Origin of the sequence: Streptomyces sp. NPDC052016 (genome assembly GCF_044548445.1) — a bacterium.
In the GTDB taxonomy this organism is placed as follows: domain Bacteria; phylum Actinomycetota; class Actinomycetes; order Streptomycetales; family Streptomycetaceae; genus Streptomyces.
Genome location: NZ_JBIUBX010000016.1, coordinates 37,777 through 59,644 on the forward strand (window position 1 = coordinate 37,777; position 21,868 = coordinate 59,644).

The 21,868-nt window shown below is 73.8% G+C and carries 12 protein-coding genes; 4 read left to right on the plus strand and 8 right to left on the minus strand.

Annotation, left to right across the window (positions count from 1 at the left end):
* Positions 1-42 precede the first annotated feature (42 nt).
* From ACIHAR_RS20745 to ACIHAR_RS20780, 8 genes are all read right to left on the minus strand, one after another.
* Positions 43-1,320, minus strand: coding sequence for a hypothetical protein (locus tag ACIHAR_RS20745; RefSeq protein ID WP_400021079.1), 1,278 nt, complete (start codon positions 1,318-1,320; stop codon positions 43-45).
* Positions 1,321-1,322: 2 nt separating this feature from the next.
* On the minus strand, positions 1,323-3,548 hold the full coding sequence (locus ACIHAR_RS20750) for a CDP-glycerol glycerophosphotransferase family protein (protein ID WP_400020910.1): 2,226 nt from the start codon (positions 3,546-3,548) through the stop codon (positions 1,323-1,325).
* 8 nt (positions 3,549-3,556) lie between these two features.
* Positions 3,557-5,761, minus strand: a complete 2,205-nt coding sequence (locus tag ACIHAR_RS20755) for a CDP-glycerol glycerophosphotransferase family protein (RefSeq protein WP_400020911.1) — start codon at positions 5,759-5,761, stop codon at positions 3,557-3,559.
* A gap of 63 nt (positions 5,762-5,824) precedes the next feature.
* Positions 5,825-8,098 carry a CDP-glycerol glycerophosphotransferase family protein gene (locus ACIHAR_RS20760; protein ID WP_400020912.1) on the minus strand — a complete coding sequence of 758 codons (2,274 nt, stop codon included), beginning with the start codon at positions 8,096-8,098 and terminating at the stop codon, positions 5,825-5,827.
* A 143-nt stretch (positions 8,099-8,241) separates the two neighbouring features.
* Positions 8,242-9,123, minus strand: coding sequence for a carbohydrate ABC transporter permease (locus tag ACIHAR_RS20765; protein WP_365462124.1), 882 nt, complete (start codon positions 9,121-9,123; stop codon positions 8,242-8,244).
* The gene (locus tag ACIHAR_RS20770) at positions 9,120-10,403 is read right to left on the minus strand and encodes a carbohydrate ABC transporter permease (protein WP_400020914.1); all 1,284 of its coding nucleotides are present in this window, start codon (positions 10,401-10,403) and stop codon (positions 9,120-9,122) included. Before ACIHAR_RS20770 ends, ACIHAR_RS20765 begins: the two co-directional genes overlap by 4 nt.
* Positions 10,404-10,472: 69 nt before the next feature.
* On the minus strand, positions 10,473-11,852 hold the full coding sequence (locus ACIHAR_RS20775) for an ABC transporter substrate-binding protein (RefSeq protein ID WP_365462120.1): 1,380 nt from the start codon (positions 11,850-11,852) through the stop codon (positions 10,473-10,475).
* Positions 11,853-12,027: 175 nt separating this feature from the next.
* On the minus strand, positions 12,028-15,672 hold the full coding sequence (locus tag ACIHAR_RS20780; RefSeq protein WP_400020917.1) for an FHA domain-containing protein: 3,645 nt from the start codon (positions 15,670-15,672) through the stop codon (positions 12,028-12,030).
* A gap of 340 nt (positions 15,673-16,012) precedes the next feature.
* Between ACIHAR_RS20780 and ACIHAR_RS20785 the strand changes: the two genes are divergently transcribed.
* The 4 genes from ACIHAR_RS20785 to ACIHAR_RS20800 all read left to right on the plus strand — a co-directional run bounded on the left by ACIHAR_RS20785 (position 16,013) and on the right by ACIHAR_RS20800 (position 21,824).
* Positions 16,013-17,728: a serine/threonine-protein kinase gene (locus tag ACIHAR_RS20785; RefSeq protein WP_400020919.1), complete on the plus strand. Its 1,716-nt coding sequence runs from the start codon at positions 16,013-16,015 to the stop codon at positions 17,726-17,728.
* A gap of 143 nt (positions 17,729-17,871) precedes the next feature.
* Complete coding sequence (locus ACIHAR_RS20790; RefSeq protein WP_365462114.1) at positions 17,872-19,116, plus strand: serine/threonine-protein kinase; 1,245 nt, start codon at positions 17,872-17,874, stop codon at positions 19,114-19,116.
* Between the two features lie 418 nt (positions 19,117-19,534).
* The gene (gene prfB / locus ACIHAR_RS20795; protein WP_365462112.1) at positions 19,535-20,641 is read left to right on the plus strand and encodes a peptide chain release factor 2; all 1,107 of its coding nucleotides are present in this window, start codon (positions 19,535-19,537) and stop codon (positions 20,639-20,641) included.
* A gap of 280 nt (positions 20,642-20,921) precedes the next feature.
* The gene (locus ACIHAR_RS20800; protein ID WP_400020922.1) at positions 20,922-21,824 is read left to right on the plus strand and encodes a hypothetical protein; all 903 of its coding nucleotides are present in this window, start codon (positions 20,922-20,924) and stop codon (positions 21,822-21,824) included.
* Positions 21,825-21,868: the final 44 nt, after the last annotated feature.

The following is a 21,868-nucleotide window of genomic DNA, read 5'->3' on the forward strand; positions in this document are numbered from 1 at the left end:
TTGGCCGTATGTTCCCGTTGGGGTCGGCGGCCTTGCCGCCCGTCACCTCATCGAGTGAACCGGATCCGGCCGTTCCCGCACCGGGAGGACGATCCGCTCCCGGACGGCGGATTCCAGCAGCAGCGGCAGCCCCAGCACCGGCAGCAGCCACGCCAGCACGATCAGCCGGCCGCCCCAGATGTCGATGTCCGGGTGCCCGGCCTGCGTCAGGAGGCCGGTGGCCGCGGCGGCCAGCAGGAACGGGGCGAAGGCCCGGCACCGCCCGCGCACCGCCCCGCACGCCCCGGCCGCCAGCGCCGCCACGAACAGCGGCTCCCACGCCTGCCGCCGCAGCCACTCCACCCAGAAGTTCCCCTGGAGCTGCCAGAACTCCGACCACGGGCGCGTGCGGTCGGGGCGGGCGAAGTGGTGGGTCAGCAGGTCCTGGAGGCTCTCCGACTCCGACGGATAGTGCAGCAGCCGCGCCAGCAGCACCGTCCCCAGCACCCCGCACCCGCCCGCGACGGCCACCGCGACGACCCCGCGCCCCACCGGCCGGCCGCGCCGCCGGCGCCGTACGGCGAGCGACGCGCCCGCGCCCGCCAGGCACAGCCCGAGGAACAGCGCCTGCGAGTGCTTGACGGTGAACAGGGCGGCCAGCGCGCCGCCCACCAGCCACACCCCGGCCCGCACCCGCCCGTCCAGGGCCAGCGCACAGCCCCACACCGCCGTCAGCGTCAGCGCCAGCAGCAGGCCCTCCGTCATCGGGCGCATGGCGGTCGTGCCGCACGGCAGGACGTAGTAGAGGACCTGCCCGGTCAGACAGACGGGGGTGGCCGCGCGCAGCGTCCGCAGGACGAGGAACGCCAGCACCCCGCCCGCCGCCGTCACCGCGACGCCCGCCGCCCACAGCCCCCACGTCACCCCGAACACGGAGACGAAGGGGACGAGGAGCACCGGGTAGCCGGGCCGCGCCTCGAAGATCCGCATGAAACGCTCCGGCATGAACGGCACCGTGTGCCCGCCGGTCTGCCCCGCCGCCAGCCGCGCCTCCACGTTCCGCCACAGCCGCGCCCGGCACTCGGCCAGGACCTGCTCCGTGGGGTCGGCACGGTGGAAGCGGATCACGTGCACGCTCTGCCGGCGGGCCGCGACCGACGCCTGCCCCGCGCAGACGTGGTCGATGGTCGCGGCCGCCGCCTCCCGCTTGCTGTCGCCGCGCAGACTCAGCGCGTACGACAGGTAGTTCTTGCTGTCCGGGGTGTCCCGGCCGGTGACGTTCGCGAGCTGGAGCAGCGCGAACACCACCGCCGGCACCAGCACCCAGACCCGCGGGCGCAGTCTCACGTGGGCGCCACCAGGTCGCGGGCGGTGGCCGGGCCGGGGATCCGCACCGGCGCCCGCTCCGGCATCGGCTCGCCCAGCAGCAGCGTCCGGACGACCCGCTCGGCGGCCCGTCCGTCGTCGAACGCGCAGAACCGCTCCCGGAAGCCCGCCCGCAGCCGCGCCGACTCCTCGTCCCGCCAGCTGTCGGAGGCGAACAGCCAGGCCAGCTCCCGGTAGCTGCGCGAGACATGGCCGGGCGCCTCGGCGGTGATGTCGAAGTAGACGCCCCGGCTCGCCGCGTACGCGTTCCAGTCGTCGGCGTGGACGACGATCGGCCGGTCCAGGTTGGCGTAGTCGAACATCAGGGCCGAGTAGTCGGTGACCAGGACGTCGGAGGCGAGCATGACGTCCTCGACGTGCGGTTCGTCCGTCGCGTCGACGACGATCCCGCGCCGGTGCAGCTCGGCCAGGCCCATGCCGCGCGCCGGGCCGGACGCCAGGGAGGGGTGCAGACGGACCACCAGGGTGTGGCCCTCGCCGAGGTCGGCGGCGAACCGGGCCAGGTCGACCCGCTCCACGTGGCCGCCGCGCCGGTACTCGCGGCGGGTCGGCGCGTACAGCACCACCGTGTCGCCGGCCGGGATGCCGAGCCGCTCCCGCACCGCCGCGCCCGCGGCCGCGTCGGCGCCGACCAGCACGTCGTTGCGGGGGCTGCCGGTCCGCGCCGACGCGAAGTGACACGGGTACGCCCGCTCCCACACCAGCTCGGAGTGGAGGTTGGCGACCAGGCTGTGGTCCCAGCGGTCGGCGCGGCGCAGCATCTGCGGCACGTCCACGCCGTACCGGGCGCCGGGCTTGTCCAGCAGGTCGGCCGCCATGTACTTCAGCGGGGTGCCCTGGTGGGTGTGGATGTGGACGCTGCCGGGGCGCTTGACCAGCGTGCCGGGCCAGTTGACGTTGTTCACGAAGAAGCCGGCCCGCGCGGTCACCCGGCGGTAGGCGGGGGAGTCGAGGAGCACGTGCTCGACGTCGTCCGGGAGCAGCGCGGCCGTCTCCTCGTCGCGCACCACCCACACCCCCCGCAGGTGCGGCGCGATCTCGCGCGCCGTGCGGTAGACGGCGCCCGGATCACCGAGCACGCCCCGGTGCGAGAACGCCGAGTACACGACGAGATCAGGATCCAGTGGGCGCCGGGCCTCCAGCGCGCCCAGGCCCCGGCGCAGGCGCACCCCGGCCGCGCCGCGCGCCTGCCCCCCGCGCCGGGCGAGTTCCCGGCCGGCCTGCCCGGCCAGCCGCCTGACCCGGTAGGCCGCGTAGCCGCCCCGCAGCGCCCGCAGCTCGCCGGGCAAGGGCTCGGCGGACTCCTCGGACGGCGCGTACGCCCGGAACATCCTGGCCGTACGGCGGAAGAACTCGGCCTTGTCCGACGGTGGCAGCCGGTCCGGCTTGGCCAGGATGTCCAGGCAGTGCTCGCCCATCTTGCGGTGCAGGTGGGGACGCCAGACCGCCAGCTCAGGGCGGGAGTCGACGAAGGCGAAGACCCGCTCGTACTGGTCGTGGATGTCGAAGTGCTTGCGGCTGGTGGTGGACAGGATGTTGCCCTGGCGGCGCTGGCGGTAGTTCAGGCAGATCCGGTCCAGCGTGGCGATGTGCTCCGCGCTCAGCATGACCGGGAAGGTCCAGGGGGTGTCCTCGTAGTAGCCGGGCGGGAAGCGGAAGTCGTGCTTCTCGACGAAGTCGCGCCGGTACACCTTGTTCCACACGACCATCAGCAGGTCGAGGATCTCCGGATGCTCGGCGGCCGTGAAGGTGCCGTCGCCGCAGTCGGCGAGGACGTGCGCGAGGGCGTTGCGGCGCGTGCCGCCCCACCAGTAGGTGCGCGCGTAGTCGAAGACCAGCACGTCCGGGTCGCCGGACTCGTCGAGCCGGTCGGCCATCGCCCGCAGCGCGCCCGGGGTGAGGGTGTCGTCGCTGTCGAGGAAGAAGAGGTAGTCGCCGGCGGCGTGCGGCAGGCCCGCGTTGCGGGCGCGCCCGAGGCCGACGTTCTCCGGCAGGTGCAGGACCCGCACCCGCTCGTCGTGGGCCGCGTACTCGTCGAGGATCGCGCCGCAGCCGTCGGGGGAGCGGTCGTCGACGGCGATCACCTCGACGTCGCGGTAGGACTGCTCCAGGACCGAGTCGAGACACTCGCGCAGGAAGCCCTGCACCTTGAAGCACGGGACGATGATGCTGAAGCGGGGCACTGCTGGGGTCAGCTCCTTACGAGGGTGGAGGCGGCGGGGGCCGGGACGCGCTCGGCGAGCGGCCGCACGGGCGGGATCGCCTCCGGGGGCTCGCCGAGCAGCACCCGGCGCACCACGCGTTCGGCGGCCCGGCCGTCGTCGAACTGGCAGAAACGGGACCGGAACGCGGCCCTGAGCGCCCGGGACGCGTCCGAGGCGTACGAGCCGTCGCTGAAGAGGCGCGCCAGCTCCTCCGGGGTACGGGCGACCGGGCCGGGCGGGGACGCCATCAGGTCGAAGTAGACGCCGCGCGTCTCGGTGTAGACGTCCCAGTCGTCGGCGTACACGACGATCGGGCGGTCGAGGTTGGCGTAGTCGAACATGATCGACGAGTAGTCGGTGATCAGCGCGTCGGCGGCGAGGCAGACGTCCTCGGAGGAGCGGTGGCCGGTGACGTCGATGATCCGCCCGGTGCCGCCGCGCACGCCCCGGTCGTAGAAGTAGTGGGCGCGCAGCAGGACGACGACGTCCTCGCCGGCGGCCTCGCAGAAGGCCTCCAGGTCCAGGCCGGCGTCGAAGCCGGTGTGGTAGTCGCGGTGGGTGGGGGCGTAGAGCACGGCCGTCCGGCCCTCCGGGACGCCCAGCTCCCGCCGGATCCGCGCCACGTCCCGCGCGGTCGCCGTGTAGAAGACGTCGTTGCGCGGATAGCCGTACTCCAGGTGCTCGTACGAACCCGGGAAGGCGCGCTCCCACGTCTGGGTGGAGTGGGAGTTGGAGGAGAGGTTGTGGTCCCAGCGGTCCACCCGGCCCAGCAGCTTGGTGAAACTGCCCGTCGCCGCGGCCACCACCGGGTACGTCGACTGGTCCAGGCCCATCTTCTTCAGCGGGGTGCCGTGCTGCGTCTGCACGTGCACGCTGCCCTCGCGCTTGACCACGCCCTCCGCGAAGTTGGCGTTGTTGACCAGGTACTTGGCGCGGGCCAGGACCTGCCAGGAGCGGCGGCTGCCGATGACGGCGTAGTCCGTGCCCTCGGGCATGGCGTGCGCCTGGTCGGGCTCGACGAGGAACACCGAGCGGATGTGCGGGGCGAGTTCGGCGGCCTTGGCGTGGATCGCGGCCGGGCTGCAGGCGTACCCGCGCCCCCAGTAGGCGCAGTACACGGCCAGGTTCGGGTCGATACGGCGAAGAAGCTGGCGCCGGTAGTACAGGCGCGTGCGCAGCCCCCGGGGGCGCGGGACGCGCTGGGCGGCCGCCGACGCCCTCCGGTTGGCTCCCCGCAGCGCGCGGAACGCCGTGTACGCCCCCGCCGCCAGCAGCCGGTGCTGCACCCCCAGACTCCCGCCCGGCCTGCGGAAACCCGTGGGACGGTGGCGCCGGTAGAGGGCGCGCGCCCGGCGGAAGAAGGCGCGCCGCCGCCGTCCGGGCAGCCGCGCCGGATCCGCGGCCGTCTTCAGGACGGCGGCGAAGAGCTGCTCGAACAGCGGCGCCGAAAGGTCCGCCGCCACGGACAGCTCGGCCGCCTTCGTCAGCACCAGCTCGGTCTGGTCCAGCAGATCGGTGTGGTGCTCGCCCGGCAGGTTGAGCCGGCTGCCCTGCCGCCGCAGCAGATGCCGTACGACGACCCGGCGCAGGACCGCGACCCGCTCGGCGTGCAGCGTGACCAGGCCGCCGAAGCCGACGTCCGTGAAGTGACCGTCGGGGAAGGCGATCCGGTGCTCGGCGAGGAAGGCCCGCCGGTAGGCCGCGCCCCACGCCGGGAGCCGCACGCCGGTCACCTCGGGGGCCTCGGCGGGGGCGAAGACGCCCTGCGGCGCCCGCGCCAGCAGCGGGGCCGCCGGGTTGGTCGGCTCCCCCTCCCACCACGGCACGCGCTCGTGCTCGGCGTGGAGGACGTCGACCTCCCCGGTCTCGGTCAGGCGCGCGTCCAGCGCGGCCAGCGCGCCCGGGGTGAGGGTGTCGTCGCCGTCGAGGAACAGCAGGTAGGAGCCGTTCGCCGCCCGCAGTCCGGCGTTGCGCGCCCCGGCCAGGCCCGCCGACGGCGGCGAGTGCACGGGGGCCACCCGGCAGTCACGCTCCGCGAACCCGGCGACCACGGACGCGGCGGGGGCCCCGGCCGCGTCGCAGACCGGGATCAGCTCGAAGTCGCCGAAGGACTGGGCGAGGACGGAGTCCAGCGCCAGGGACAGCCGGCCGGCGACCCCATGGGACGGGACGATGATGCTGAAGCGGGGCATTCTGCTCTTTCTCTGTCGAGGGTCCTGCGGGTCCTGCTCAGGCGCCGTCGCGGCCGGCGGACCTCAACGGCGGTTCTCGGCGGCGGTGACGGTGAGGGGACCGGACGGCTGGGGCACGGTGGCGAGCGGGGGACGCGGGTGCGCCGAGGCCACCGACGGCACGGGCCGGCGCTCGGAGAGCGGCACCACGGCCGGCACCCCCGTCTGGCCCAGCACGACGTGCCGGACCACGCGCTCGGCGGCCCGTCCGTCGTCGTACGGGCAGAACCGCTCGCGGAACGCGGCGCGCAGCTGGGCGGAGCGGGAACCGCGCCAGTGGCCCGTGGCGAAGATGTCGATCAGCTCGTCCTCGCTGCGGGCGACCGCGCCAGGCGGGCAGGCCCGCACGTCGAAGTAGGTGCCGCGGGCCGCCTCGTAGGCAGCCCAGTCGTCGTCGGGGACGTGGAGGACGATCGGGCGGTCGAGGTTGGCGTAGTCGAACATGATCGACGAGTAGTCGGTGATCAGGACGTCGGAGGCCAGACAGACGGACTCGGCACTGGGGTGGCCGGTGACGTCGATGACGTGGCCGTCGGCGGGCAGGGCCGCGGGCTGCCAGTAGTGGGCGCGGGCCAGGATCACGAAGCGGGAGCCCAGCCGGCGTACGAACCGCTCCAGGTCGAGAGCGGGGCGCTGGGTGCGCCGGTAGTCGCGGTGCGTGGGCGCGTAGAGGACGGCGACCGTGTCACGGGGGACGCCGAGCTCCTCGCGCAGACGGGCCACGTCCGCGTCCGTCGCCCGCTGGAAGACGTCGTTGCGGGGGTAGCCGTACTCCAGCGTGGTGTAGCCGCCGGGGTAGACGCGCTCCCAGGTCAGGGTGGTGTGACGGTTGGCGGACAGCACGTAGTCCCACTTGTCGACGCCCCGCAGCAGTTCCTCGAAGTCCATGTCCCGGGCGGCGGCCGGGTGTTCCTGGAGATCGAGGCCCATGTGCTTGAGGGGGGTGCCGTGCTGGGTCTGCACGAAGACCTGGCCGGGGCGTTTGACCAGCCGGCGGTCGAAGTTGACGTTGTTCACCAGGTACTTGGAGCGGGCCAGCGCCGTCCAGTAGGCGGGGGTGCCGGGGCGCAGGGGGCGCGGGCCGGGCGGGATCGTGTGCTGGTGCTCGGGGCGGGCGATCCACGCCGTACGCACATGCGGCGCGAAGGTGCGGAACGCGGCCTCCAGCGCGCCCGGGTTGCAGCCGTGGCCACGGCCCCAGTAGGCGGCGAAGACGGCCCGGTCGGCCCGCAGCGGCAGGCGCAGCTGGATCCGGTAGTGCGCCTGGAGCAGCCCCGCGCGCAGGGCGCGGGTGAGCTTCGCGGTCAGCTTGGCCGTGCGGCGGCGCAGCCGCGCGGCGGCCTGGAGGGCCCGGTAGGTGCGGTGCAGGCCGAGGTGGACGAGGGTGTGACGCAGCCGGGTGCGCAGCGGCACCGGCGCCCCGGGGGTGCGGTACCGGCGGGAGTGGGCGCGGGCCCTGCGCAGGAACTCGGCGCGGGTTCCGTGCGGCAGCCGCCCCGGCCTGGTGAACACGGTCGTGAGGTGGTCGACCATGCGGCGGAACATCAGCGGGCGCCAGCGGGCGAGTTCGGGCCGCTCCGCGATGAACGCGAAGACCCGGTCGTACTGGTCGAAGACGTCGAAGTGCCGGCGGCTGGTGGTGGACAGGATGCTGCCCCGGCGGCGCTGCCGGTAGTGCACGCAGACCCGGTCCAGGGTCGCGATCGACTCGGCGGCCATCAGCGCCGGGTACGTCCACGGGGTGTCCTCGTAGAAGCCGGGCGGGAAGGTCAGGCCGGTCCGCGTGACGAACTCCCGCCGGTAGGCCTTGTTCCAGGCCACCATCAGCACCCTGAGCAGGCCCGGCCGGTCCTCCAGCCGGAAGGGGGCGGGCCCCTGCTCGGTCAGGTGCTCGGCGAACTTGTTGCGTTCCGCCCGGCCCGTCCAGTCCGTGGTGGCGTAGTCGTACATCAGGACGTCCGGCTCGCCGGTCTCCTTCAGCCGGTCGGCGATCGCCTCCAGCGTGTCCGGGGTGAGGGTGTCGTCGGAGTCCAGGAACAGCACGTAGTCGCCGGTGGCCTCGGCCAGACCCGCGTTGCGCGCCGGGCCGAGCCCGACGTTCTCCGGCAGGTGCAGGGGGCGCACGCGCGGGTCGCGTGCCGCGAACTCCTCGATGATCTCGCCGCAGGCGTCCGGCGAGCCGTCGTCGACGGCGATCACCTCGAGATCGGGGTACGACTGGGACAGCACCGATTCGAGGCACTCGTGCAGGTACGCCTGAACCTGGTACGCGGGGACGATGACACTGAACCTGGGCACGGCACATCCATGGGTCGGCGCGGGCGTTCTGCCCGGCAACGGCCGATGGAGTGAGTTGGTTACGTTCGCCTACGGCATCCGGGGGACAGCGGGTGAACGGTGAGGGGCGGGCCGGTGACGGCCCACCCCCCTTGCCCCGCCGTCTACTTGACGGCGCCGGCCATCACGCCGGACACGAACTGCCGCTGGAACGCGAAGAACACCGCCAGCGGGATCACCATCGAGAGGAACGCGCCGGGCGCCAGCACGTCGATGTTGTTGCCGAACTGCCGAACCTGCGTCTGCAGGGCGACCGTGATCGGCTGGCTGCCGGCGTCGGTGAACACCAGCGCCACCAGCATGTCGTTCCACACCCACAGGAACTGGAAGATGCCCAGGCTGGCGATGGCCGGACCGCCCAGCGGCATCACGACCCGCACGAACAGGCGCAGCTCGCCGGCGCCGTCGAGACGGGCCGCCTCCAGCAGTTCGCGCGGGATCTCCGCGAAGAAGTTCCGCAGCAGGAACACCGCGAAGGGCAGGCCGAAGCCCACGTGGAACAGGATCACACCCAGGATCGACCCGAACAGCCCGACCGCGCCGAACAGTTCCGCGATCGGGATCAGCGCCACCTGCACGGGCACCACCAGCAGGCCGACCACGCCCAGGAACCACCAGTCCCGGCCCGGGAACTCCATCCACGCGAACGCGTACCCGGCGAGCGAGCCGATGACGACGACCAGGACCGTCGCCGGCACCGTGATGAGCGCCGTGTTGAGGATCGAGTCGGTGATGTCGCCGTTCTCCAGCAGCTTCTCGTAGCTGTCCACGGTGAGCTGGGACGGCTCCGTGAACACCTTCCACCAGCCGCTCGCGCCGATGTCCTCCGGCGAGCGCAGCGAGGAGATCAGCAGGCCGATGGTCGGCACCAGCCAGAACAGTCCGACGACGACGAGGAACACGCGGACCAGACCGCCGCCCAGCTTCTCCACGATCCTCGCGGCCGGCGACTGCTTCGCCCGCACGGTCCCGGCGGAGGTCCTCATCGCCGCACCTCCCGCCTGAGCCTACGGATGTTGAACCACATCACCGGGATCACCAGCAGCAGCAGGAACACCGCGATGGCACTGGCGATACCGGGCTGGTCCTCGGAGAAGCCCTTGCGGTACAGCTCCAGCGCCAGCACGTTGGCGTCGTCCTGGGAGGAGCCGGGGGCGATGATGAAGACCAGGTCGAACACCTTCAGGACGTTGATCATCAGGGTGACGACGACGACCGCGAGGACCGGCGCCAGCAGAGGCACCGTGACCCTGCGGAACACCTGCCACTCGTTCGCCCCGTCGACCCGCGCCGCCTCCATCAGCTCCCGCGGCACACTCGCCAGCCCGGCCGCGATCAGCACCATCGCGAAGCCCGCCCACATCCAGATGTACGCCCCGATGATCGCCGGCGTGACCAGCGACGGGCCCAGCCAGTCCAGCCCGTTGTACGGCTCCTGGAAGTTGCTCGCGGGCAGCCGCAGCCGCGCCCCGTCGGCCGCCTCGGGGAGCGTGAACGTGCCGTCGCCGGCGGCCGTCGTCGACGCGACGACCCTGCCGTCCCTGACCGCCTCGATCCGCATGCCCGCATAACCCAGCTCGGACGGGTCGGGGGCGCCGAGGGTGCCGACGCCCTTGCCGCGGGTGAAGTCCTGCCAGGTCGTGCCCGTGACCGTGCCCGGCTCGGGCCGCGCCCGGACGGCGGTCTCCGCGCTGTCGGGCATCAGGTCCGGGGCCACGCCGACCAGGGGGAGGGAGACCGGTTCACCCGCGCGGACGGGCTCCTTGGTGATGAAGGCGCCACCCCCCTCCGGCCGGAGCGGCGACTCGCGTCCCGGGTGAGCCTTCGGGAACGCCGAGGACTGCGCGAACGTGTCGTGCACACCGACCCACACCGCGTTCGCGACGCCCTTGTCCGGGTCCTGGTCGTAGACCAGGCGGAAGATGATGCCTGCGGCGAGCATCGAGATCGCCATCGGCATGAAGACGACCAGCTTGAACGCCGTGCCCCAGCGCACCCGTTCGGTCAGCACCGCGAAGATCAGACCCAGCACGGTCGCGACCGTCGGCGCGAACACCACCCAGATCACGTTGTTCTTCAGCGCCGTACGGATGCCGTCGTCGGTGAACAGGGCCCGGTAGTTGTCGACTCCGGCGAACCCGTCGCCGGACTGGTCGTAGAAGCTGCGCACGACCGAGTACCCGATCGGGTAGACCACGAGCGCGCCCAGCAGCACCAGGGCCGGCAGCAGGAACAGCGCTGCCACCGTCTTCCGGGTGCCGGTCACGCTCTTGCGCGAGTGAGGAGGGGCGGGGGCTCCGGGAGCCCCCGCCGCCACGGCCGACTTCATCTCGGCTCAGTTCCCGTACGCCGCCGCCGCGTCCGACTCCAGCCTCGCCTGGGTGCCGGCCACGTCCGTCGGGTTCTTCAGGAAGTCCTGCAGGGCCTTCCACTCGCCCTTGCCGGGCGTGCCGCCGAAGGCCTGCGGGGCCTGGTCGGACATGTCGAAGCGGAAGTCGTCGCCGGCCTCGATCAGCGACTTGGCGATCGTGCGCTGCACGTCGTTCGGGTACACGGAGAAGTCGACGTTCTTGTTCGGCGAGAGGTAGCCGCCCAGCTTCGCGTGGACGGCCGCCGCGTCCGGGGAGGCGAGGAAGGTCGCCAGCGCCTGCGCCCCCTCGGAGTCCTCGAGGATCACCGCCGCGTCGCCGCCGGAGACCACGGGCGCGGTGTCGCCGACCTTCGGAAACGGGAACACCTTCGCGTCCGTGCCGACCTTCGCGCCCGCCTGCACGATGTTGACCTGCGCGAAGTCGCCCTCGTAGACCATGCCCGCCTTCGGCTGGTCGCCACCGGTGAAGGTCTGCGTCACCGAGGCCGGGAAGTCCGTCTGCAGTGCGCCGGTCGCGCCGCCCGCGACGTAGTCCTTCTTGCCCCAGATCTGCGCGAGCGTGGTCAGGGCGTCCTTGACGGAGGGGTCCGTCCATTTGATCTCGTGCTTCGCGAGCTGGTCGTACTTCTCCGGGCCCGCCTGGGAGAGGTAGACGTTCTCGAACCAGTCGGTCAGCGTCCAGCCCTCGGCGCCGCCCACGGAGAACGGGGTGACACCGGAGTCGTACACCGTCTGCGCGGTGGTGAGGAGTTCGTCCCAGGTCTTGGGCTCGGCCGCGCCCGCGTTCTCGAGGACCTGGGCGTTGTACCAGACCAGCGACTTGTTGGCCGCCTTGTAGTAGACGCCGTACTGCTTGCCGCCGACCTTGCCGATGTCCTGCCAGCCCTGGGAGTAGTTCTTCTGCAGCTCCTTCAGGGCGGTGGCGCCGAGCGGCTTGGCCCACCCCTTGTCCACGGCCTGCTTGATGGCGCCCGGCTGCGGGAGCATCGCGATGTCCGGCGGCTGTCCGCCCGCGACCTTCGAGCCGAGGAAGTTGATGATCGGGTCCTGCGCGGGCACGAAGGTCACCTTGGCGCCCGTCCGCTTCTCGAACTCCGCCAGGACCTTCTTGAAGTTGGCCTGCTCGGCGCCCGTCCACACGGCGGCGACCTCGAGCGTCGTGCCGTCCAGCTGGGGAAGGGTGAGGGTGCTGCCCGGCTCCTTGGCCGGACTGCTCTCGTCGCCGCCGCTCTTGTCGTCGTCGCCGCCGCACGCGGTGAGCGAGAGCGCCAGGGCTCCCGCCAGGAGCGCGGCGGCTTGCTTCACGGTCCTGCGTGTCCGGATGGTGTTGCTCGTGCTGCGCATCACTGCCCCGTTCTTCGTCCTCGTCGAACGTTCGAGCGCTGTCCCGTGGGCACTGGTCTACGCCGGGTGTGCAAGGTCGGCAAGTACGCGTGCGGTGTCAAGTGGGCGATCGTGACCGCGTCGTAATTGCGGAGCGAACGGGCACGGGGAGGGGCGGTGCCGGAAACACCCGTGCCTACAGCAGCGACGGCACCTCCACCGCCGACACCTCCCGTGCCGCCCGTTCGAGTGCGCTCGCCAGCAGGGCGAGGTCCGTCGGTCCGTTGCCCAGCTCCCGTACCGGCCTGCGGGCCGGGGGGTCGCCCATGCGCGCCCACTCCAGGGGCACCACCGTGGGGCGCAGGGTCGCCGTGCGGGGGATACGGCCCGTCACACGGCCGCCCTGGAAGGGGGTGAGGCGGCCGTCCGCGCTCTTCAGACGGCCGCGGCCGGGGGCCGGCTCGTCGGCGCCCGAGCCGGGGGCGTCGAGGGTGATGCGCAGCGTGGCCTGACGGGCCGGTTCCGACTCGGCCGTACGGCCGCCCGGGCCGGCGGCCGCCACCAGGTGCACGCCGAGCCGCTCGCCGTCGCGGGCCACCGCCTCCAGCGCGCGCATGACGGAGCCCGCGGCGGGCCGGCCGGGCGAGCCGAGGGCGGGGGAGACCAGGGCGTCCAGGTCGTCCACGACGACCACCAGCCGGGGCAGCGGCGGCGCCGCCTCCGTCCGCCGCCGGGCCGCCGCGCCGGGGCGCAGGCGCAGCGTCGAACTGGGCGGGGCGTCGAGGTCGGCGGCGCCGGATCCCGGGCCGCCACCAGGCTGCCGTTGCGGGACGATGCGGCCGGAGACCGCGCGGTGCGTGTGCCACTCGGCGAAGTCGGACAGCCCGAGCAGCTCGGCCCGCCGCTTCAGCTCGGCGCTCAGCGACTGCGCGAACTCCCGCATGCGGACCGGGTCGTTCGCGGTGAGATGCGTGGTGACGTGCGGTACGTCGGTGCAGACGCGCAGGCCGTCGCCCTGGCCCCCGCCGCCCTTGCCCACGGTGTCCCGGCCGTCCAGCAGGACTATGCCCAGCCGGTCGGGGCGCTCCGCGGCGGCCAGCGAGGCGACGACCGCCCGCAGCAGCTCCGTGCGCCCGCTGCCGGCCGGACCCTCGACCAGCAGGTGCGGCCCCTCGGCCGGCAGGTCCACGGTGACCGGGCCGCGCGGTCCGGCGCCCAGCACGGCCCAGGCCCGGCCGCCGAGCGCCGCGGTGTCGTCCGCCGCGTCCGCCCAGCGGGCCATCAACGAGTTCGGGGTGGCCCGGGCGAGACCCAGTTCGTCGAGGAGCCGGGCCGACTGGGGCAGCGGCGCCGAGACGCGCGGGTGCCGCTCGCCGGCGCCCGCGCCGTCCGGGCGCAGCGGGGCGAGCGCCCGCGCGAAACGCTCCGCCCAGGCCGGGGAGACCGCGTCCACGGCACCGACCGTGCCATGGCCCACCGGTCCGGGCCGCTCCGGCTCCGACCCGGCCGGCGCGACCCGCAGCAGCCGCAGCGCGGTCGCCACGTCCCCGCTGAGCAGGGCGACCGCCCCGCACGCGCGGAAGGCCGGCGCCGCCGCGCAGGCCGCCTCGTACGTCTCCGTCACCGGCGACGCGGGCGAGGCGGCCGCCGTCTCGGCCAGGCACACGACGTGTATGCCGGCCCGGGGACCCGCCGTCGCCAGCCGGGCCACCGCCGCACGCAGGTCGGCGCCGCCCGGGTCGCCGTCCACGACGACGACCGTGTACGGGCCCGGGAAGCCGTCCGGGGTGTCGTCCGCCCGCGCCCAGGAGGGCCGGCGGGCGGTGCCGCGCTGCGCGGGCACCGGCGCGGGAGGCGCGCCGGTGCCGTCCGCGAGGTGGTCCTCCAGACGGCGCAGGAGCTCGTCGGCGCGGGCCGTGGCCTGGTCGCGGTCGTAGGCGAGGAGCAGGCGGCAGTCCTGGCCGTGCCCGGGGCGCAGGTGCGGGAGCCAGCCCAGCCAGGCCCACTCGGCGGTGCGCTCCTCGTCGGAACGCGCGCGGTCCGTGCTGATCAGCACGATCTCCACGGCGTCCGGGGAGTGCAGCGCGGCGAGTTGGGCCAGCACCGACCGCGCCAGCCCGGCCAGGCGGGGGCGCGGCCCGGCCAGGCCCAGCGCGCCGACCTCGCGCAGCCCCACGGTCACCGGTACGGCGGGCAGCAGGCCCGAACCGTCGGGCGCCGCCCGGTCCGCCGTGCCCAGCCGGACCGCGAGCGCCTCCGGGTGACCGGGCCCGCGCTCCCACAGACGCGGGCCCGGTCCGAGCGCGGTCAGCAGCAGGGCGGCCGGGTCCGGCCAGGTGTCCGGCACGAGGGACGCGCCGGCCGACGGAGCCGCCTGCGGGCCCGCCGGTTCCTCGTCGTAGGTCCCCGGCTGGTCCGTCGGGTGGTCGCCGCCGCGTCCGCCGGTCAGCCGCCGCGCCCACGCGGACAGGCCCCCGCGCCTGCGGAGGCCCTGGGGGACGTCGGTGCCGCGCAGGGGGGTGCCTGTGCGATGGGACGCGGTGCCGCCGCCCTCGTCGCCGGAGGGCGGCGGGGCGGCGGAGTCCGCGGCGGTCGCGGCCGGGGCCGAGGAGGCGTGCGGGCCGCGGGCCTCGTACGCCGTCGGGAAGGAACCGAGGCCCGCACGGCCGCCGTGGGTGTCCCGGGAGCCCTCGCCGGCGGTCGTGGGCCGCGGCTCCCCGCGGCTCTCGATGCGGGGTGCGGTGCCCTGGCCCGGCACCAGGGCGGCTTCACCGGCCTGGTGCCTCCGATCGCCGCGGACGGGGCCGGAGCCGCTCCAGCCGGCCGTGCCGTAGGCGTGGCCGGTGGAACCCGAGGGGGCGGTGGCGTCGCCGCCGGCGGTCGCGCGCGCGGCGTCGCCGGTATGCGATCCCGGTTCCGTGCCGGAGGGGCCGCCCGTCCCGGTTCCGCGCGCCGCGCCGGTCGTACGGCCGTCCTCGGCCGTGCGTCCGCCGCCGCCTGCCGCGCGGGCGTGCCCCGCGCTCGGGGAGCCCGGCGCGCCCGCCGGGAGGGGGCCGGAGCCGACCGTCCCGCGCGTGGGTGCCGCGCCCGGTGCCGAGGAAGGTGCGGAAGGTGCGTCACCGGCTGCCGTGCCCCCGCACGGCACCCGGACGTGCCCCTCGCCGTCGGGCGTGGTCGCCACCGGGGCCCCCGGTCCCCCGGGCGGAGCCAGCCGCAGGGCCGACTCGCCCAGTCGGAGCAGCGCGCCCGGGGCGAAGCGGAGGGGGCGGTTCTGGACGCGGGCGCCGTCCAGGGTGGTGCCGTTGGTGGAGCCCAGGTCGGCGACCGTGACGCGGCCGTCGGCGGCGAGGGTCACCTCGCAGTGCAGACGGGAGACGTCCGGGTCGTCGAGCGGGACGTCGGCGTCGGCGGAGCGGCCCACGCGGACCCGGCCGCCGTGCAGCAGATGGACCCCGCCCGCGTCGGGCCCCGCCACCACGTCCAGCCGGGCCGGGGCGTCGTCGACCTCCGGGTGCGGCTCGGGATCGGCCGGGATGCCCAGGGACAGCACGGCGCCGTCGATCAGCGGCGGCTCGCCGAGCGTGCACCGCCCGGCGTCGAGCCGCTCCGCGCCCGCGTACAGCACGGGCTGCGCTCCTGCGGACACGGCGGCGCCGACCTCCCCGGAGACCGCCGCGGCCAGCGCGGAGGCCACCGCGGCCAGAGCCGTGCCGGCGGGCGCCGTGACCAGCACGTCGCAGCTCGCGGCGCGGCCCCGGGCCCGAGGTCCCCCCGCGCGAGCGGCGTCGAGCGCGGGGGAGGGCGGGCACGTCGGGTCTACGACGGTCAGCCGGATCTGCATCGCCGTCAGCGGTCCCTTCTGCCCGGGCGCGGACGTCCCCCACCCCGCACGAGCACGTCGGCCAGTACTGCACGCATCCTCGCACCTGTCACTGACAACGCGCCCGCCACCGCGGGACAAGTGATCTTGATTGGTCGGCTCTGCCCGCAAAAGTGCCTGGCGGACACGCCGTCGGCGATCAGTTGAGATCGGTCACGCCCGGCTCGGGAAACCGAAGGGAGCGGCGAAAGCGTCTTTCCTTCGAACCTTTGCTTCGAATCGCCCCGCACTACAGTGGGTCGGAACATGGGGCCGTACAGGGCCCTGAACACAGGCAAGCAAGCAGCAGGGAGCGCGTGACGTGCGGCCAGTCGGCAGCAAGTACCTGCTCGAGGAGCCGCTCGGACGCGGCGCCACGGGCACCGTCTGGCGAGCCCGCCAGCGCGAGACCGCGGGCGCCGAGGCGGCCGTGCCCGGTCAGCCCGGGGAGACCGTCGCGATCAAGGTCCTCAAGGAGGAGCTCGCGAGCGATCCCGACGTCGTGATGCGCTTTCTGCGCGAGCGCTCCGTGCTGTTGCGCCTGACGCACCCGAACATCGTCCGGGTCCGTGACCTCGTCGTCGAGGGCGATCTGCTGGCGCTGGTCATGGACCTCGTCGAGGGACCCGACCTGCACCGCTACCTGCGCGAGAACGGTCCCTTCTCACCGGTCGGCGCAGCGCTGATGACCGCCCAGATCGCCGACGCCCTCGCCGCCAGCCACGCCGACGGCGTAGTCCACCGCGACCTGAAGCCGGCCAACGTCCTGCTCATGCAGAACGGCGGCGAGATGCACCCGCTGCTCACCGACTTCGGCATCGCCCGCCTCGCCGACTCCCCGGGCCTGACCCGCACCAGCGAGTTCGTCGGCACGCCCGCGTACGTCGCCCCGGAGTCCGCCGAGGGCCGTCCGCAGACCTCCGCCGTGGACGTCTACGGCGCGGGCATCCTGCTGTACGAGCTGGTCACCGGCCGTCCGCCGTTCTCCGGCGGCTCGGCCCTGGAGGTCCTGCACCAGCACCTGAGCGCCGAGCCGCGCCGCCCGTCCACGGTCCCCGACCCGCTGTGGACGGTCATAGAGCGCTGCCTGCGCAAGAACCCCGAGGAGCGCCCCAGCGCCGAGAACCTCGCGCGCGGGCTGCGCATCGTCGCCGAGGGCGTCGGGGTGCACGCCAACTCGATGCAGATCGCCGCCGCCGAGGGCGTGGGCCATCTGCTCGCGCCCGACCCGTCGCCCGCGACCGTGCCGGGCGCGCCGGCCGGCGCCTACGACCCGAACGCCGCGACCAGCGTCCTGCCGCACACCTCCGGCCCCGGGAACCCGCCGGGCGCCGCCGACCCGACCGCCGTTCTGCCCCACACCTCGGGCCCGGCGGGCGCGGCCGACCCGACCGCCGTTCTGCCGCCGGTGCCGTCGCACCAGCCCGGCTCGCAAGGACAGCAGGGACAGCACGGGCAGCAGCCCGAGCAGCCGCACCCCTGGCAGAACCAGCTGCGGGCGGCCCGGGACCGCAACGAGCAGACCCAGGTGCAGTACATCGACCCCGACGAGGACCCGCTGCGCCGCCGTCCCCAGCGACAGGTCGCCCGCCCGCAGCAGCAGCCGCGCCAGCAGCAGCCGAGGCCCCAGCAGCAGGGCTACGGCCAACCTCAGCAGCAGCAGTCGTACGCGCCGCCCCAGCAGCCCCAGCAGCAGCCCCAGCGGTACGCGCCGCAGCCCCAGCAGAGGCCGCAGCGGCCCGCGCCGGAGCCCCGGCCGCCGCGGGAGCCGCGCGAGCCGCGACGGCGCGGCGCCAACCCGATGAAGATCCCCGGGCTCGGCTGCCTGAAGGGCTGCCTGTTCACGGTCGTCATCCTCTTCGTGGCCGGCTGGCTGGTCTGGGAGTTCACCCCGCTCCAGGACTGGATCGGCACCGGCAAGGGCTACTGGGACCAGCTCTCCACGTGGGTCGGCGACCTCGCCGGATGGATCGAGGACCTGGGCGGGAACTCGGGCGGTGACGGGGGCACCACCACCGGCACCAGCGGCGGAGCCTGACGCGCTGGAGCCCGCCGGATGACGGAACCGGACCGTGAGTTCGGGGATTTGTCGACATCCGGCGGGTGATTTCCGCCTCCACGGTGAAGGTCGGCTCTTCGGACGCGTACTTTTGTCGGCAACACGCGTCGGTAGGAGCAGTCTTGGCACGGAAGATCGGCAGCCGGTACACCGCCCATCAGATCCTGGGCCGGGGCAGCGCCGGCACGGTGTGGCTGGGCGAGGGGCCGGACGGACCCGTCGCCGTCAAACTGCTGCGCGAGGACCTCGCCTCCGACGAGGAGCTGGTGGGTCGCTTCGTGCAGGAGCGCACGGCGCTGCTGGGCCTCGAGCACCCGAACGTGGTCTCCGTACGGGACCTCGTCGTCGACGGGAACGACCTCGCACTGGTCATGGACCTGGTCCGCGGCACGGATCTGCGGACGCGGCTGGACCGTGAGCGGCGGCTCGCGCCGGAGGCGGCGGTCGCCATCGTCGCGGACGTCGCCGAGGGGCTCGCCGCCGCGCACAAGGCCGGGGTCGTGCACCGGGACGTCAAGCCGGAGAACGTGCTGCTCGACATGCAGGGCCCGCTGGGCCCCGGCGGCTCGCACCGGGCGCTGCTGACCGACTTCGGGATCGCCAAGCTGATCGACACCCCGAAGCGGACCCGCGCCACGAAGATCATCGGTACCCCGGACTACCTCGCCCCCGAGATCGTGGAAGGCCTCCCGCCCCGCGCCTCCGTCGACATCTACGCGCTCGCGACCGTCCTCTACGAGCTGCTGGCCGGCTTCACCCCGTTCGGCGGCGGTCATCCCGGCGCGGTACTGCGCCGACACGTCACCGAGACGGTCGCCCCGCTGCCCGGCATCCCGGACGAGCTCTGGCAGCTCATCGTGCAGTGCCTGGCGAAGGCGCCGGCCTCGCGGCTACGGGCGTCCGAGCTGGCCGCGCGGCTGCGGGAGCAGCTGCCGACGCTGGCGGGCATGCCGCCGCTGGACGTGGACGAGCCGGAGACGGAGGCCGCGGACGAGGGCGAACCGCAGGAGACGCCCACCCCCGCGTCCCCCGCTCCCTCCGGACGGGCGCGGCGCGGCTCGGTCCCGCTCGTGCCCGGCGCCAAGCCGGACTCCAACCGGGACACGCACACGTCGATGAGGGTGCCGGCGCCGGACGAGCTGGCGGGCGGCGCGCACGGGACCGCGCGGGTGCCGCGGGCGGCCGGGGCGCCGCGGCCAGGATCGGCGCGGAACCGGGCCGCCACGCGGCGGCGCCGGGTCGCGCTCGGCGCGGGGGCGGCCGTGCTCGCGGTGGCGGTGGGCCTCGGCGCGTGGGCGGCGACGTCGGGGGACGACGCCGGGACGGGCCCCCAGGACATGCGGGACTCGGCGCCGGCGTCGCCCTGACCGGCGCTTTCGCGCCCCCGCCGCCCTGACCGGCGCTTTCGCGCCCCCGCCGCCCTGACCGGCGCTTTCGCGCCCCCGCCGCCCTTGCCCGCCCCACCACCAGGGGCTTCGCCCCGGCGACCCCGCCAGGGAGCTCCGCCCCCTGAGCCCCCGGACCGCGCTCACCCCCGACCCGCTCGGCCGAGGGGCGGGCCACCTGGGCGGGGGCCGCCTTCCAGCCGGCACGCGGGTCGGGGGCCTCCTGGCGGGGCGACTCCGGTGGCGGCCGACCGCAGGCCCGGGGTACGGGGGCGAAGCGCCCGGGGCGGGCGCGTCCGTACCGGTGGGCGGGCCGGCCGCGACGACCGGCGTTGCCCGGTGGACGGACCGGCCGCGACGACCGGCGCTGCTCGGTTGGCGGAGCCGTTACGCTGGAGGCGTGGCAGTCGTCGATGTATCCGAAGAGCTCAAGTCCCTCTCCTCGACCATGGAGTCGATCGAGGCCGTTCTGGACCTCGACAAGCTGAGGGCAGACATCGCCGTGCTCGAGGAGCAGGCGGCCGCGCCGTCCCTGTGGGACAACCCGGACGAGGCGCAGAAAATCACCAGCAAGCTGTCCCACCTCCAGGCCGAGGTCAGGAAGGCCGACGCGCTGCGCGGCCGGATCGACGATCTCGCCGTGCTGTTCGAGATGGCCGAGGAGGAGGACGACCCGGACACCCGCGCGGAGGCCGAGGCCGAGCTCGCCGCCGTCCGCAAGGCGCTGGACGAGATGGAGGTCCGGACGCTCCTCAGCGGTGAGTACGACGCCCGTGAGGCGCTCGTGAACATCCGCGCCGAGGCCGGTGGCGTCGACGCCGCCGACTTCGCCGAGAAGCTCCAGCGCATGTACCTGCGCTGGGCGGAGCAGAAGGGCTACAAGACCGAGGTCTACGAAACCTCGTACGCGGAAGAGGCCGGCATCAAGTCGACCACCTTCGCCGTGCAGGTGCCGTACGCCTACGGCACCCTCTCCGTCGAGCAGGGCACGCACCGGCTGGTCCGCATCTCGCCCTTCGACAACCAGGGGCGCCGGCAGACCTCCTTCGCGGGCGTCGAGGTCCTCCCCGTCGTCGAGCAGTCCGACCACGTCGACATCGACGAGAGCGAGCTGCGCATCGACGTCTACCGGTCCTCCGGGCCCGGTGGTCAGGGTGTGAACACCACCGACTCCGCCGTGCGCATCACGCACCTCCCCACCGGCATCGTGGTCTCCTGCCAGAACGAGCGGTCGCAGATCCAGAACAAGGCCACGGCCATGAACGTTCTGCAGGCCAAGCTGCTCGAGCGGCGCCGGCAGGAGGAGCAGGCCAAGATGGACGCCCTCAAGGGCGACGGCGGCAACTCCTGGGGCAACCAGATGCGTTCGTACGTCCTGCACCCGTACCAGATGGTCAAGGACCTGCGCACCGAGTTCGAAGTCGGCAATCCCGAGGCCGTGTTCAACGGTGAGCTCGACGGCTTCCTGGAAGCCGGAATTCGCTGGCGCAAGCAGCAGGAGAAGTAGGTTTGTCGATAAGGCAACCGCCCCCGATCCGGGGGCGGTTGCCTTTTTTCCGGGTTCTACATCACACTCACATATTCAACGCCCGGCAAAGCGCGGCGATTTGGACATTGCGCACGCAATGACCTTGACGTTGCTTTGAAAAATCGGAAGGGTGAAGTGTGGCATGCGTATCTCTGGGGCGCATGTGAACCGGGGGCCTTGCTGGATCTGAGCTACCTCCGTCGATCACGGCCCCGAGCGCGGCCTCATCGACGATTCGGCTACTGGGGGTAGCAACCATATGACCAAGAAGACGCGCGTTCGGATCGCGCGCATAGCCGCGGGCGCCGTGATCGCCGCGGGCGCCTCGCTGACGGTGGCGGGCGTGGCTTCGGCCGACACGAACGACGGGGGCCTCAGCGGGCTCGTCGAGACGCTCGACGGTGAGGACGGTGGAACCTCGGGCGGTAACGACGACTGCTCCATCGTCGTCTGCACCGACGGCGGCAACGAGAACGGCGGCAACGCGGCGGCGGGCAACGAGAGCAGCGGCAACGTGGCCGCCGGCAACGAGAGCAGCGGCAACGTGGCCGCCGGCAACGAGGCTGGCGGCAACGCGGCGGCCGGCAACGAGAGCAGCGGCAACGTGGCCGCCGGCAACGAGGCCGGCGGCAACGTTGCGGCGGGCAACGAGAGCAGCGGCAACGCGGCGGCGGGCAACGAGAGCAGCGGCTCGGGCAACAACGGCGGTTCCGGCAACAACGGCGGTTCCGGTAACAACGGTGGCTCGGGCAACAGCGGCGGCTCCGGTAACAATGGTGGCTCGGGCAACAGCGGTGGCTCGGGCAACAACGGCGGTTCCGGCAACAGCGGCGGTTCCTCCAGCACCGGTGGCAGCTCCACGACCGGCGGCGACTCCACCGGCGGCAGCACCAGCTCCACCGGCGGCAGCACCAGCTCCACCGGCGGTTCCGGTCCCGACACCGACGGCACCTCCACCCAGGAGGTCGGCAGCTCCGCGCTGACCGATACCTCGGACTCCACCTCCGACGCGGCCGCCCAGGGCGGTGGCAAGGAGCTGGCCGAGACCGGTGCCGGTCAGACCACGTTCCTGATCATCGGCGCTGCCACGATGATCGCCGGCGGCATCGGCTTCCGTGTGCTGCCGCGCCTCGTCGAGGGCCGCGGCGCGGCCGCTGCCTGAGGGTAGCGGTACCCGTACGCCCGTACGTGAGCATGCACAAGGGC

Excerpts from the sequence above, each read along its gene's own strand:
- ACIHAR_RS20755 (WP_400020911.1), bottom strand. The coding sequence starts at position 5,761 with ATGCCCCGCTTCAGCATCATCGTCCCGTCCCATGGGGTCGCCGGCCGG.
- ACIHAR_RS20765 (WP_365462124.1), bottom strand. The coding sequence starts at position 9,123 with ATGAGGACCTCCGCCGGGACCGTGCGGGCGAAGCAGTCGCCGGCCGCG.
- ACIHAR_RS20775 (WP_365462120.1), bottom strand. The coding sequence starts at position 11,852 with ATGCGCAGCACGAGCAACACCATCCGGACACGCAGGACCGTGAAGCAA.
- ACIHAR_RS20780 (WP_400020917.1), bottom strand. The coding sequence starts at position 15,672 with ATGCAGATCCGGCTGACCGTCGTAGACCCGACGTGCCCGCCCTCCCCC.
- ACIHAR_RS20800 (WP_400020922.1), top strand. The coding sequence starts at position 20,922 with ATGACCAAGAAGACGCGCGTTCGGATCGCGCGCATAGCCGCGGGCGCC.